This is a genomic window from Arthrobacter sp. K4-10C, from assembly GCF_059090085.1.
This window is the reverse complement of sequence record NZ_JBNHFI010000006.1, coordinates 181,851-194,461: the sequence shown is the minus strand read 5'-3', so window position 1 is coordinate 194,461 and position 12,611 is coordinate 181,851. Positions and strand designations below refer to the sequence as shown.

Genomic DNA, 12,611 nt, shown 5'->3' with positions numbered 1-12,611 from the left:
AGTACTTTTCATCCTGCCGGTGAAGCGCGAAAGCCGGCATTCTTGCGGGCGGCGGTCCGCACCTTTGAAGGGAAAACCTATGGCGCGGAGCCCCGAAGAATCACTCAGGGCAACTCTGGGCAGAGTGGCACCCGGAACTCCCCTTCGTGACGGCCTGGAGCGCATCCTCCGCGGACGCACCGGCGCCTTGATCGTCCTGGGTTCCGACCGCACCGTAGACTCCATCTGCTCCGGCGGCTTCGATATCGGCATCGATTTTTCCCCCACCAGGCTCCGGGAACTCGCCAAGATGGATGGTGCCATCATCTGCGACAAGGATGCCGGTAACATCCTCCGGGCGGCGGTCCAGCTCGTGCCCGATTCCAGCATTGAGACTCAGGAGTCCGGCACCCGCCACCGTACGGCCGAACGTGTTGCCATCCAGACCGGTGTTCCCGTCATCTCCGTCAGCCAGTCCATGCAGATCATCGCGTTGTACGTGAATGGTTTGCGGCACGTGCTGGAGGGCTCGGAGAAGGTCCTGGCCCGCGCCAACCAGGCCCTTGCCACCCTTGAACGCTACCGTTCGCGCCTTGACCAGGTCACCAGCTCACTGTCAGCGCTGGAGATCGAGGCGATGGTGACGGTCCGGGATGTGGCGGTTACCTTGCAACGGCAGGAAATGGTCCGCCGGATCTCAGAAGAAATTTCCCAATACGTCCTGGAACTCGGCGAAGACGGCCGGCTCCTGTCGCTCCAGCTCGATGAGCTGACGGTGGGCCGCGGCCCGGGCAGCGACGTCATCATCCGCGACTACGCAAGCCCCGATGCCTCTGCCGAGGACATTGAAAAGGCTGTCAGTGCGCTGGTTAATCTCGGTCCCACTGAGCTGATCGATCTCGGGAAGATTTCGGGAATCGTCGGCTTCGCCGGCGGCGAGGCGAACCTGGATGCAGTGGTCCAGCCCCGAGGCTACCGGCTGCTGTCCGGGCTGAAGGCAGTTCCCAAGGCTGTCGCCGACCGGCTGGTGGACCACTTCGGCGGATTGCAGTTCCTGATGGCCGCCACCATCGACGACCTCATGACCGTTGACGGCATCGGTGACCAGCGTGCACGCACGGTCCGTGAGGGCCTGAGCCGAATGGCGGAAGCCAGCCTGCTGGACCGTTTCCTCTAGAACCCCTGCGCCCATTTAAGAAGAGCGTCAGTTCAGCTGGAAGACAGCCTTCGGGCTGGCTTTGGACCCGAGCCTTGCAGTGAAGATGTAGTACGCTCCGCCCGCGCCGGGCTTCGCGTCCACCGGCTGGCAGCCCTCCACGGTGCGGTTCCGCGACCACGGGAAGTTGGCGGTTTCGCTGGCGCCCGGGGCGATCACCTTCACCAGGTCTTCGCTGGCTGCCTGGCAGTCCCTGGACGAGAAGACACGGTCCGGGCCGCTGGTCACCAGGAACTCCATCTGCGAGGTGCCGATGTTGACCTGGCACGGCACCGTCCCCCCGTTCGTCACCTTCAAGGTCAGCAGCGGGTTTTCGTCCGGGCCGTAGGCAGCCTTGTCCGTGGAGGCGGAAACCGTGACGAGGTTCTGGTTGCAGGTGGGCGTGGCGGAAGGGGTGGGCGTGGGAGCAGTGGAAGCGGAGGCTGACACGGAAGCCGAAGGTCCGGCGGTGGGATCCGCGGAGGCTGCAGCGCCTGCCGGGTCCGTGGATGAGGCCTGCTCGGAAGCCCCGTTGAAAACCCCGGCCATTGCGAACCCGCTCACTACCAGGGCCACGACCATCAGCAGCGCGCCGCCAACCACCAGCCGCCGCCGGCGGTAAACGGCAGGACTGTGCTTCCGGACGCTGCTGGAGCCGGATGCCGATGCCTTGCCGCGTGCTGATGAAGTGCCCTGCTTGCCCATCCTTCTAGGCTAGGGAACCGGCGGGGTTCTGCCCCGCCACCACGCCGCCGTGCAGCCAACCGATGGCTGCATCCGGTTTCCAGCCTGGGAAACGCATCCATTACAGTGTTGGGATCGATACGAAGACTCCCGCTCCAGCAGCGCCCGCAGCCCTGCCGGGCAACGCCGCGGAGCTCCAGCAACTGCATGACAGGATCACCCGCTGGTTCGCCGGGACCGCCCGCGACCTGCCCTGGCGTGATTCCTCCTGTTCCCCGTGGGGTGTCCTGGTCAGCGAAATCATGCTGCAGCAGACGCCAGTGGTCCGGGTGCTGCCGGTGTGGCACGAATGGCTAAAACGCTGGCCAACTCCTGCCGGCCTGGCAGGCGAGCCTGCCGGGGAGGCCGTCCGCGCCTGGGGCCGGCTGGGGTATCCCCGCCGCGCGCTGCGGCTGCATGCTGCTGCCAACGCCATCGTCCAGGAGCATGGCGGCAAGGTCCCAAACACCTACCCCGGGCTGCTGGCACTTCCCGGCGTGGGAAGCTACACCGCCGCAGCGGTCGCGGCCTTCGCCTACGGCCGCCGCGAAACCGTGGTGGACACCAACATCCGCCGCGTCCACGCACGGCTGGTCTCCGGCGCCGCTCTTCCGGCCCCTGCCCTGACCGCTGCAGAGATGCGCCTGGCCGCCTCGCTTCTGCCCGACGACAACGCCACGTCCGTGCGCTGGAACGCTGCGGTCATGGAACTGGGCGCCTTGGTGTGCACGGCCCGGGTGCCCAAATGCGGGGCCTGCCCGGTGAAGGACTCCTGTGCCTGGCTGGCGGCGGGCGAGCCCCCGCCGTCGTATGTTCCCAAAGGCCAGGCCTGGCACGGCACGGACCGCCAGGTCCGCGGAGCCGTGGTGGCTGTGCTGCGCCTTGCCGAGGCTCCCGTGCCGCCCGAGATGTTCCATCATGCGCCTGCCGACCTGGGCTTCGCACCGGAGGGGATGGGCGTGCCGCTGGCCGCGCTGCACCGGCTGAACCCGCCGCCGGAACAGCTGGAGCGCTCCCTGGCCGGGCTGCTGGCGGACGGGCTGGCGGAACTGCACGACGGCGGATACCGCCTGCCTGCCTAAGAGACCGGCCGGGCGTTGCCTGGCTTGGGCGCTTTTCGTTGTCGCTGCGGCGGCGGGTCAAGCCGCAGCCGGCAGTTCATTCCCACGTACCAGTTCAGCGATTCTGGGGACGCTGTCCACGGGGCCTTCGGTCTCCTTTTGGGTGTCAGCGGCACCCCAGCCATAACAATGGCTGTACCAGTTGTCCCTTCCCGGCGCGCAGCCCCGGCTGCGGTTCTACTCTGAAGTATGCACAAGCAAGGGCTTCTCCTGGCATTGATCACGACGGCGGGGCTCGCGTCCGGGTGTGGCCCCGGTCCCGGCGCCGTTCCCTGCCCGGCCATAGCCCAGGCCACGGCAGTGTCTGTCACTGTCGCCGCTGATTACGCGCCCCAGGTGAGCGCCCTGCACCTGAAAGCCTGCCAGGACGGCACCTGCAAGGAGGCCGACGTCGAATTACAACCCGGCAGCGCCTCGATCGACCAGGGCTGCACACCGGACGGTGTTTGTTCCGCCACCGCCTCGCCGGACGGCACAAAGGTGGGAATGCTGATGCTGGACACCCTGACGGAGGCAGCGATGACGGTGACCTCCTCCGGACGCGGGGCGGAAGGATCGCCGCTGCCCGTGCACACCCTGGAATTCCGGCCGAAGGCTGATTACCCGTTCGGGGTGCAGTGCGGAAAATTTATCTCCGCTGGCGTGACGTTGGACGGCTCAGGCCTCTATGAGCGGGCCTGACAGTTCAGGCAGGACTGCCTAGAACAGCGCGGGTTGGCTGAACGAATCCGTGGCAGGTTCCCATGCCCCACCGGATACCGGCGGTTCCGCCCGCCATTCCAAACCCAGGTCCGTGAGCAGTTCCTCCACCGACGTCTGCCCGTCCAGCACTTCAATTGCCGGGTAGTTGTCTTCGGGGTCCTGCCGTTCCATGGCATCGAGCTTATTCGCAGGAGCAGGCAAAGCCCTCCGGAACACACCGCGGGGCGGCGATTTGCGCGGGAAGGCAGCTACGGTTCACCAAAGCCCGCCTGCACCAGCCCGCCCACGTAATTCACCGCACGTTCGGCATCCGCGCCCCGCGCCTCCACATGCAGGACCGATCCCTTGGCGGCGGCCAGCGTCATGAGTGCCGTCATGGACGAGCCGTCCACACCATTGACTGTGACCTCGGCGTCCAGGGAGGACAGCCCCCCGGCAATTTTCGCGGCAGGGCGTGCATGCATCCCCGCCTGGTTGATGAGCTCAAAGTCGCCGGTGAAGTCAGCACCCTCGCCGGTGACGGACCCTTCCGACACGTCGCGCTGGGGGGCCGGGCCGGAATGCTGCATCGGGCCGCGGGCTGCTTCCGCTGCCCGTTTGACCCCCTGCATGTCCGCGCCGCCCTGCGAAGCCACGGACGCTGCCACCACACCTTCCACCAGCGGGGCGTCAGCCAGCAGCACACCCGCCGGATCCTCAGCGAACTCCAGCGCGGACTCGGCAGTCATTACCGCCGATCCCAGATCCGTGAGGATCACCGCGCCATCACCCCCGGCGGCGCGGTCCAGGGCGGCGAGGACCTTTTCCAGGCTGGTGCCGATCCTGCCGTCGGTGGTGCCCCCGGCTGCCAGCACCAGGACGTCAGGTGCCATTTGGGCGGCAAGCTCCGCCGCGCCGTCGGCAATCTTTTCACTGTGCGAGACCACCACAATGCTTACCGTCACGCAGCAGCCCCCACCGCAGCCCTCAGGATCAGTGCGCTGGATGCCGCACCGGGGTCGCGGTGGCCTGCGCTCCGCTCACCCAGGTAGCTGGCACGGCCCTTCCGCGCCACCAGCGGATCGGTGGCGACGGCCCCGGCTTCGGCGGCCTCCGCCGCGGCGACCAGGACCGTCAGGATGTCAGGGCTCCCGGCGTCCGCGGCTGCCTTCGCCGCCTCGGCTGCAGGTGTCCACGCGTCCACCATCGTTTTGTCCCCGGGCTCCGCCTTGCCGCGGGCCACAATCCCGTCCCTGGCGGCGGCCAGCGCGGCGGCCCAACCAGCCGGATCGATTTCCGGGGCATCACCCATGGCGCCGGCTGCCCGGAGGAAAGCAGTGCCGTACAGCGGTCCCGCTGCGCCGCCCACCTTGGACATCAGGGTCATGGCCGTGAGCTTAAGTGCCGCGCCCGGCGTCTCCGGAGCCGCCTCTGCCAGCTTGTCCAGGACCGCCTGGAAGCCGCGGTCCATGTTTTCGCCATGATCGGAATCGCCGATGGCGCGGTCCAGTTCAATCAGCTCAACCCGGTGCTCGGCCATGGCCTGGGCGCACAGGGTCAGCCACTTCACTGCCCAGGTGACGTCCAGCACCACGGCTACACGCCCCACCGGAGGGCTGCGGTGTGGACGGGTGCGTCCCACAGTTCAGCAAGTTCGTCGTCCAGCCGGAGGACGGAGATGGAACAGCCTTGCATTTCCAGGGCCGTAATGTAGTTGCCCACCAAGGAACGCTCCACCGTGGCTCCCCGGTCAGCCAGGATCTGCGCGGCGCGCCGGTAGACGATGTACAGCTCGCTCAGGGGCGTGCCGCCCATCCCGTTGACGAAGAGCAGCACTTTGTCGCCGGAGCTGACCTTGAGGTCGGAAAGGACGGGCTCCAGCAGCCGGTCGGTGATGCCGTCAGCGTTTTCCATGGGGATGCGGTGCCGCCCCGGCTCTCCGTGGATGCCGATGCCGATTTCGATTTCGTCCTCGCCAAGGTCGAAGCTGGGCGAGCCAGCATGGGGAACGGTGCAGGCGGAGAGCGCCACGCCCATGGTGCGGACGTTGGCGTTGACCCGTTCGCCCACAGCTGCCACGGCGTCCACGTCGTCACCCCGCTCGGCGGCGGCGCCGGCAATTTTCTCCACCAGCACTGTGCCACCTACGCCGCGGCGGCCCGCGGTGTACAGCGAATCCTCCACAGCGACGTCGTCATTGACCAGAACAGTGCGGACGCTGACGCCTTCCGCCTCGGCCAGTTCCGCCGCCGTCTCGAAGTTCAGGACGTCGCCCGTGTAGTTCTTGACGATGTGCACGACGCCGGCGCCTGAGTTTACTGCGAGGGTGGCGGGAAGGATCTGGTCCGGCGTGGGCGAGGTGAACACCGCCCCCGGCACGGCGGCGTCGAGCATTCCCCGTCCCACAAAGCCGGCGTGCAGGGGCTCATGGCCGCTGCCGCCGCCGGACACCAGCCCCACCTTGCCGTTCACGGGTGCGTCCTTGCGCGTGATGTAGGTGGGGTCGGCGCTGACTGTGACAAGCCCTGCATGCGCCAGGCCAAAGCCCTGGACCGATTCGTCGACTACAGAGCGGGGATCGTTGATGAGTTTCTTCATGGCGTTGCTCCTGGCTGTGCTCCTGAAGGTGTTCCTCCGACCCTACTACCGGCAGGCGCCGGAACGATAGGTTTGCGCTGGTGGGAGGCGGATGCGGCAAAGGGACAGCCCCCAATGACTGTCCCTTTACCGGGCGCGAACTCCGGCCCGGTCAGTTTATCCATCAATTCGAATAAAACTGAATGCCGGGACCGCATCCGGCTCAGGCGGCCGCTGCCGGGGCCTCCGCAGACATTGGGAGGACGGCATGGCCGTGGCGGAAGAGGTTCTTGGGATCAAACTCCGCCTTGGCTGCACCCAGCTCTTCCCGCATCCCTTCCGGCCACGCAGTGGCGGCGAGCTCCGGGGAGGCCAGGTGGCCGTGCAGGTTCACCAGGCTGCCGCCTGTTCCATACGGCTTCAGTGCCAGCCGTGCGGCGTCGATGGCATCCGAGACCAGCTCCGCGATGGGCGGGGCCATGACTCCCACGGTGAAAAAGGACAGGCCGGCGTCCCGGCCGCCAACGCAGTCCGTTCCGGCGGCCGTTCCGCTCAGGGGAGCCGCAAGTGCGCCTCCCATCAGCCTGATCTCGCTCAGCAGCAGTGGCGCCCTGCTTTCCGGACCGGCAAGTTCCAGCAGAACATCGTCCAGTCCGGGACCAAAGCCCCTCAGGAGCATTCCGCCCTCGCGCACCGGTACCGGATGTTGAGGATCCGCATGGATCTCGTCCACGCGGTGATGCGGAAGCAGCCCGACGGAGTCCACCAGGACGGGGGCCGCGGCCCGCATCGGCGCGAGCAGGGCCGCCCCCTCCTCCTCATTCCCCTGCCAGGCGAACCGCAGGTGCATCACGAAGTTGCCGCGCAGGAAGCCCGGCACTTCCTCCATGTCGGGGAGGCGCAGGAAGGCCAGCGACGCCGATGCCTCGGAGGGCAGGTCCTGTGTCCAGCTGCGGAAAGCGGAGAGGACTTCCCGCGCGTGCGTGCCATCGTAGAAGATGCCGCCGGCATAGAGTTCGCCGGCCGGGAAGAGGGAGAATTCCATTGCGGTGACGATGCCAAAATTGCCCTTGCCGCCGCGGAGCAGGGAGAACAATCGGGGCTCACTGGTGGCATCCACGCGCCGCAGCACGCCATCCGGCGTGACCAGGTCAAAGGCTCTGACATGGTCGGACGCAAAGCCATACTTCCGCCCGAGGAGGGGCAGTCCGCCGCCAAGGGTGTAGCCCACCACTCCAACGTCGGTGGTGGAACCATGCAGACCGGTCAGCCCGTAGGGAGCGGCAGCCTTGAGGACATCCCGCCAGCGCACGCCGGCACCGACGCGGGCAGCCTGTTCGTCCGGGTCGATGGACAGCTCCAGCATGTAGCGGGTACTGATCAGCAGGCCGCCGGTGATGGCGTTGGCGGCGCCGTGGCCGGTGGACTGGACGGAGATGGACATATCGCGGGCGGAAGCCCACTTGACGGCAGCCACGACGTCTTCGGCGTTGACTGCCGTCAGGACCAGGTCCGGCGTGTGCCGGGTGGCGAGGTTGAAGGCGGCAACTTCTGAATCAAAAGAAGCGTCGCCCGGGGCGTAAACCAGTCCGCGGACAAGGAGCTGCAGTTCGGTTTTGGCCGTGTGGGTAGGGAGGATCTGCATGTCTGGCTTTCACTAGTTGGGCTGCTCCCCAGCAAGCCTCAACAAGTTTATCCATCGAATGGACGGATAGGAAGAGGTGAAAAATCATCCATTATCCTGCCGCCCGGCGCGGGGGTCAGTTCCCGGAACGGGGGACCTTCGGCCGGTTCCGGGGTGGGCTACAGGAACCTGATCATCCGGGTGTTGCCAAGTGTGTTCGGCTTCACGCGCGCAAGGTCCAGGAACTCAGCGACGCCTTCGTCATGGGAGCGCAGGAGCTCCGAGTAGACCTCGGGGTCCACGGCGGACTGGTCGGCCATGACTTCAAACCCGTGGCGCTTGAAGAAGTCCACTTCGAAGGTAAGGCAGAAGACCCGGTCCACCCCCAGGGCCCTGGCCTCCTCGAGCAGGCTCTCCACCAGCACGTGTCCCACTCCCCTCCCGCGCCAGTCCTCGGAGGCAGCCAGGGTGCGCACCTCGGCCAGGTCCTCCCACATGACATGCAAAGCCCCGCAGCCGATGACCTCGCCGTCGTTGGACTCGGCGATCCGGAACTCCTGGAGGCTTTCGTAGTAGGCCACCGTCTCCTTCGCCATCAGGATCCGCTGCTCGGCAAGTGGCGCCACCAGCTTCTTGATGGCGGACACATCGCTCGTACGGGCAGGGCGGATATGGAAGGAGTCGGTCACAGGCCAATCCTAGTTCGGCGGCGCCCTGCCGGTTGCTTCCGCTCCGGCACCTGCCGGCCTTCATCAGGCAGCCAAGTTCAAGCTCTGCTTACGCTTAGCAGCCGGATGTGGGTGTGACTGCGCAGAGTTGTGAGATGTCGCCCGCGTGCGTTTGCGCAGGTGAGGCGCCAGCAAGCAGTGTTTCGACTGTTATCCCCGTCACCCTATGGGCAACGTCGCCCGTTCCGGAGGAAAAATGGCTTTAGGCTCCCCGACCCTGACAGACGCCCCTGTGGAGGAAGAAGGACAACGCGGCCTTCGGCGCTCCATGGAGGCCCGGCACCTCGTGATGATCGCCATGGGAGGTGTCATCGGCTCCGGCCTCTTCCTCAGCTCCGGCTACACCATTGCCCAAGCCGGGCCACTCGGTGCGATCATCGCCTACCTCATCGGGGCTGCCGTGGTGTACATGGTGATGGCATGCCTGGGCGAGCTGGCGGTCGCCTATCCCGTGTCCGGCGCGTTCCACATCTATGCCGCCAGGGCCATCGGCCCGGCCACCGGATTCGCCACGGCATGGCTTTACTGGTTGTGCTGGGCAGTAGCGCTCGGATCGGAATTCACCGCTGCCGGGCTGCTGATGCAGCGCTGGTTTCCGCAGGTTGATGTCTGGGTCTGGTGCCTGGTTTTTGCGGCCGTCCTGTTCACGCTAAATGCTATTTCGTCGCGCGTTTTCGGTGAATCCGAGTTCTGGTTTGCCCTCATCAAAGTAGCCGCAGTTATCGGCCTGATCGTCCTGGGCGGCGCGGCATTGCTCGGTTTCCATCCCCTTGCCGAAAATGGCTACCCTTTCCTGGGCGAAAACCTCAACACACCCCAGGGGCTGTTTCCGAACGGAATCACCGGCGTCCTGATCACCACCCTGGCCGTCTTCTATGCATTTTCCGGGTCGGAGCTTATCGGTGTGGCCGCGGGCGAAACTGCCAATCCCGCCGTAAATATCCCGAAAGCGATGCGGACCACGGTGATTCGGCTGCTGATCTTTTTTGTCGGCGCGATTGCGGTGATTGCCGGCACTGTGCCGTATGAAGACACATCCCTGGAAGTGAGCCCCTTTGTCACCGTCTTCTCACAGCTGGGCATTCCCTATGCGGCCGACATCATGAATTTCGTCATCATCACGGCTCTCTTGTCCGCGGGCAACTGCGGCCTGTTTTCCTGCGCCCGGATGCTTTTCTCGCTTGCGGACGAGGGGCATGCGCCAAAAGCGCTGGGAAGGCTGACAAAAAGGGGAATCCCCATGCTTGCCCTGTGCGTCAGCATGCTGGGCGGCCTTGCGTCGCTGATCAGCAGCGTGGTGGCACCGACCACGGTTTACCTGGTGCTGGTGTCAATCGCCGGATTCGCGACGGTAGGCGTATGGATGTCCATCACCGCGTCGCACTTTTTCCACCGCCGGGCATTCCTGCGGGCAGGAGGACGACACTCTGATCTTGCCTACAAGGCGCCGCTCTTCCCGCTGCTTCCCATCGTCGCGTTCCTGCTCTGTTTAGTCTCGCTGATCGGCATCGGCTTCGACCCCACGCAGGCCACCGCACTGTACTTCGGCATCCCGTTCGTGGCCGGCTGCTACGCCTACTTCCACTTCAAGTACGGCCGTCAGCGTTCCGTATGAGGGGCCGTGCAACGACAGGGTTGAACACACGAACGATCCTGACCAGGTGAGTGACGCACGAGGTGGCGGGCATCAGGGATTTATGTAGGCGCCGTCAAAGCGACGAAGGAGCAGGCGCCGGGAAATCCCTGATGCCCGCCACCGAACCCAGCCAGGGAAACACGAAGGGGGCGGGCTAGAGTCCCAGTTCTGCAGGCAATGGGACATCCTTGCCCAGAACGTTCTTTGCCAGGAACGATTCCACCACCTGGTACCAGACCTTGGCGTGCTGCGGCTGGAGGACCCAGTGGTTTTCGTCCGGGAAGTACAGGAACCGGTGGGCAGTCTGCCCGTCGGCGTCGGCGGCCAGCCGGGATCTTGACAGCAGCTCATACCAAAGCCTCAGGCCTTCCCCAATGGGCACCCGGTAGTCCTTGTCTCCGTGGATCACCAGCATGGGAGTGCTGATCTTCTCCACATGCAGGTGCGGCGAGTTGTCCAGCGCCATGTCTTCGGTCATTTCCTTCAACCAGTACTGGGAAGCGTCGGTGGTGGGACCGAACTGGTCCAAGGCCCACAGGCTGGCATGGCTGACGATGGCTTTGAACCGGTCCGTTTGCCCGGCCACCCAGTTGGCCATGTAACCACCGAAGGAACCGCCCATGGCCGCCGTCCTTGTCGCGTCCAGATCGGCGCGTTCGACGGCGGCATCCGTCACGGCCATGAGGTCCGTGAACGGCGTTTTCCCCCAGGAGCCCCACCCCCGCTGGATATAGGCCTGACCGTAACCGGTGGACAGCGCCGGGTCCGGCAGCAGCACGGCATAGCCCCGGGCGGTGAGGAGCCAGGGGTTCCACCGCCACGTCCACGCGTTCCAGGATGCCAGCGGTCCGCCGTGGATCCACAGCAGCAGCGGGGCCGGGTTGTCCGCTGAGGCCCCCTCGGGCAAAGCGAGGTAGGCCGGGACCCGCGACCCGTCCCGGCCTGTGGCAGCGATGCGCTCCAGCGTGCCCGGACACGCCGGCCGTTCCGCCGGTGCCGGCAGGGGCGTGGTTTCCCCAGTAGCCAGGTCAATACGCACCGCTTCCGGCGGATAGGCGTAGGAGCTGCGAAGTGCATAGGCGGTGCGCCCGTCCGGCGAAACCACGACGTCGGTGTATGCCGCGGCGTCCTGGGTCACCCGGGCGACACCCACCCCGGCCGCAGAAGCCTGAACGCTGATCCGGAAAAGGGGCGACGCGCCGTCGTCGTCTGCTGTGGCCAGGAGGGCTGAACCGTCCGGCAGCCAGGCGCATGGCTTGGCCCACCGGTCCCAGCCATGCGCCAGGGGCTGCAGGCCTGTGGCCCCATCAGCTGTGCCCGAAACATCCAGCAGGTGAAGCTTGACCTCCGGCGCCTGGCGCGGTGTGGAGTCGCTCTCGCTGACCACCACCAGCGTGGTGCCGTCCGGGCTGACGGGGCCGGGGAAGTAGCTCATGCCTTCACGGTCCAGGAGCACCTTCATACTGCCCGACGCGACGTCCACGGACACCAGGACCGACCGGCTGTCCGCCCGGGCGAGGGGCTTGGTGAAGCTCGTGTAGATGGTGCTGCCGTCCGGGCTGACAACTGACTCTGCCTCCCGAAGCCGCGGCCCGGCGCCGGGCGTGAGGTTGCGGAGGACCAGCGGCACGGTGGCATCCACAGTGGTGGGTTTGCCCGTCCCCACCTCCTCTCCCGGTTCCACGGCGAAGATCCGCGGCTGCCCGGGGCCGAGGTCGGCGTCCCAAAACCTCACAGGGTATTCGCTGTGCAGGATGGCCGAAACTTTGTTGTCCTTGCGGGCTTTGCGGCGCCGTGCATCGTCCTCCTCGTCGATGGAGCCGGCCAGGACCTCGGCAGTCACGAAGGCCGCGTCCGCGTTCCTGGCCGTGAACACGCCGTTCACGCCGCCGGGGCGGGTGAGGACTACGCGGGCTTCCCCGCCGTCGGCTGGAAGCAGCCAGAGGGCGCTGACCGGGTCCTCCTCCGGGCTGTCCGGGTCGGGCCGGGCGGACGTGAAGTAGACATCCCCGTTTGTGGCGAAGGCCGCGCCGGCCTCGCCTTTGGCGCTGCGGGTGATGCGCCGCGCGTGCTTCTGCCCGGCCGGGTCCAGCTCCCACAGGGCAGTGGCGAACTCCGTGCCTTTGCCGTTCAGGGTGCTGACGGTAGTGACAAGGCGGGTCCCGTCAGGGCTGAGGCTCAGGCCGCTCACCCGGGGGATGGACAGGTAGTGGTCGAAGTCGTGGAAAGGGGTCAGTGGTTGATCGCCCGGGATCGCCGGGTTCAAAGTAGCCATGCCACCGATTCAACACCTCCTGTGCCTTGCATCACAAAACGCACTCCGGGCGAGAATGCGAAAAGCCCCGCC

Annotated in this window: 12 protein-coding genes; 4 read left to right on the top strand and 8 right to left on the bottom strand. The window is 66.2% G+C overall.

Features of this window, described 5'->3' with window-relative positions:
- The first annotated feature begins 79 nt into the window (after positions 1-79).
- Entirely contained in the window at positions 80-1,156 is a 1,077-nt protein-coding gene (gene disA, locus AC5RUU_RS10265) for a DNA integrity scanning diadenylate cyclase DisA (protein ID WP_493975102.1), read from the top strand.
- 27 nt (positions 1,157-1,183) lie between these two features.
- Here the strand turns inward: disA and AC5RUU_RS10260 are convergent, their stop codons facing one another.
- Entirely contained in the window at positions 1,184-1,879 is a 696-nt protein-coding gene (locus AC5RUU_RS10260; RefSeq protein ID WP_493975101.1) for a hypothetical protein, read from the bottom strand.
- A gap of 62 nt (positions 1,880-1,941) precedes the next feature.
- On the opposite strand from AC5RUU_RS10260, the gene AC5RUU_RS10255 reads away from it, so the two are divergent.
- Both AC5RUU_RS10255 and AC5RUU_RS10250 read left to right on the top strand, forming a co-directional pair.
- Positions 1,942-2,979: an HhH-GPD family protein gene (locus AC5RUU_RS10255; protein ID WP_493975100.1), complete on the top strand. Its 1,038-nt coding sequence runs from the start codon at positions 1,942-1,944 to the stop codon at positions 2,977-2,979.
- Positions 2,980-3,207: 228 nt separating this feature from the next.
- Positions 3,208-3,699: a hypothetical protein gene (locus tag AC5RUU_RS10250; protein WP_493975099.1), complete on the top strand. Its 492-nt coding sequence runs from the start codon at positions 3,208-3,210 to the stop codon at positions 3,697-3,699.
- A gap of 18 nt (positions 3,700-3,717) precedes the next feature.
- Here AC5RUU_RS10250 and AC5RUU_RS10245 read toward each other — a convergent pair whose 3' ends face one another.
- From AC5RUU_RS10245 to AC5RUU_RS10220, 6 genes are all read right to left on the bottom strand, one after another.
- Positions 3,718-3,891 carry a hypothetical protein gene (locus AC5RUU_RS10245; RefSeq protein WP_493975098.1) on the bottom strand — a complete coding sequence of 58 codons (174 nt, stop codon included), beginning with the start codon at positions 3,889-3,891 and terminating at the stop codon, positions 3,718-3,720.
- Positions 3,892-3,968: 77 nt separating this feature from the next.
- Entirely contained in the window at positions 3,969-4,664 is a 696-nt protein-coding gene (dhaM, locus tag AC5RUU_RS10240; protein WP_493975097.1) for a dihydroxyacetone kinase phosphoryl donor subunit DhaM, read from the bottom strand.
- Positions 4,661-5,293 (bottom strand): dihydroxyacetone kinase subunit DhaL, encoded by a 633-nt coding sequence (gene dhaL, locus AC5RUU_RS10235; RefSeq protein WP_493975214.1) that lies wholly within the window; start codon positions 5,291-5,293, stop codon positions 4,661-4,663. The genes dhaM and dhaL overlap by 4 nt, the downstream gene beginning before the upstream one ends.
- A 2-nt stretch (positions 5,294-5,295) precedes the next feature.
- Positions 5,296-6,297 carry a dihydroxyacetone kinase subunit DhaK gene (dhaK, locus tag AC5RUU_RS10230; protein WP_493975096.1) on the bottom strand — a complete coding sequence of 334 codons (1,002 nt, stop codon included), beginning with the start codon at positions 6,295-6,297 and terminating at the stop codon, positions 5,296-5,298.
- Positions 6,298-6,499: 202 nt separating this feature from the next.
- Positions 6,500-7,921 (bottom strand): FAD-binding oxidoreductase, encoded by a 1,422-nt coding sequence (locus AC5RUU_RS10225; protein WP_493975095.1) that lies wholly within the window; start codon positions 7,919-7,921, stop codon positions 6,500-6,502.
- Between the two features lie 158 nt (positions 7,922-8,079).
- On the bottom strand, positions 8,080-8,589 hold the full coding sequence (locus tag AC5RUU_RS10220; RefSeq protein ID WP_493975094.1) for an amino-acid N-acetyltransferase: 510 nt from the start codon (positions 8,587-8,589) through the stop codon (positions 8,080-8,082).
- A 235-nt stretch (positions 8,590-8,824) separates the two neighbouring features.
- On the opposite strand from AC5RUU_RS10220, the gene AC5RUU_RS10215 reads away from it, so the two are divergent.
- Positions 8,825-10,243, top strand: coding sequence for an amino acid permease (locus AC5RUU_RS10215; protein ID WP_493975093.1), 1,419 nt, complete (start codon positions 8,825-8,827; stop codon positions 10,241-10,243).
- A gap of 175 nt (positions 10,244-10,418) precedes the next feature.
- On the opposite strand, the gene AC5RUU_RS10210 is transcribed toward AC5RUU_RS10215, so the two are convergent.
- Complete coding sequence (locus AC5RUU_RS10210; RefSeq protein ID WP_493975092.1) at positions 10,419-12,539, bottom strand: S9 family peptidase; 2,121 nt, start codon at positions 12,537-12,539, stop codon at positions 10,419-10,421.
- Positions 12,540-12,611: the final 72 nt, after the last annotated feature.

Coding starts and splice junctions, on each gene's coding strand:
- AC5RUU_RS10250 (WP_493975099.1), top strand. CDS start 3,208: ATGCACAAGCAAGGGCTTCTCCTGGCATTGATCACGACGGCGGGGCTC.
- AC5RUU_RS10245 (WP_493975098.1), bottom strand. CDS start 3,891: ATGGAACGGCAGGACCCCGAAGACAACTACCCGGCAATTGAAGTGCTG.
- AC5RUU_RS10210 (WP_493975092.1), bottom strand. CDS start 12,539: ATGGCTACTTTGAACCCGGCGATCCCGGGCGATCAACCACTGACCCCT.
- dhaK (WP_493975096.1), bottom strand. CDS start 6,297: ATGAAGAAACTCATCAACGATCCCCGCTCTGTAGTCGACGAATCGGTC.
- disA (WP_493975102.1), top strand. CDS start 80: ATGGCGCGGAGCCCCGAAGAATCACTCAGGGCAACTCTGGGCAGAGTG.
- AC5RUU_RS10260 (WP_493975101.1), bottom strand. CDS start 1,879: ATGGGCAAGCAGGGCACTTCATCAGCACGCGGCAAGGCATCGGCATCC.
- AC5RUU_RS10225 (WP_493975095.1), bottom strand. CDS start 7,921: ATGCAGATCCTCCCTACCCACACGGCCAAAACCGAACTGCAGCTCCTT.
- AC5RUU_RS10215 (WP_493975093.1), top strand. CDS start 8,825: ATGGCTTTAGGCTCCCCGACCCTGACAGACGCCCCTGTGGAGGAAGAA.
- AC5RUU_RS10255 (WP_493975100.1), top strand. CDS start 1,942: ATGGCTGCATCCGGTTTCCAGCCTGGGAAACGCATCCATTACAGTGTT.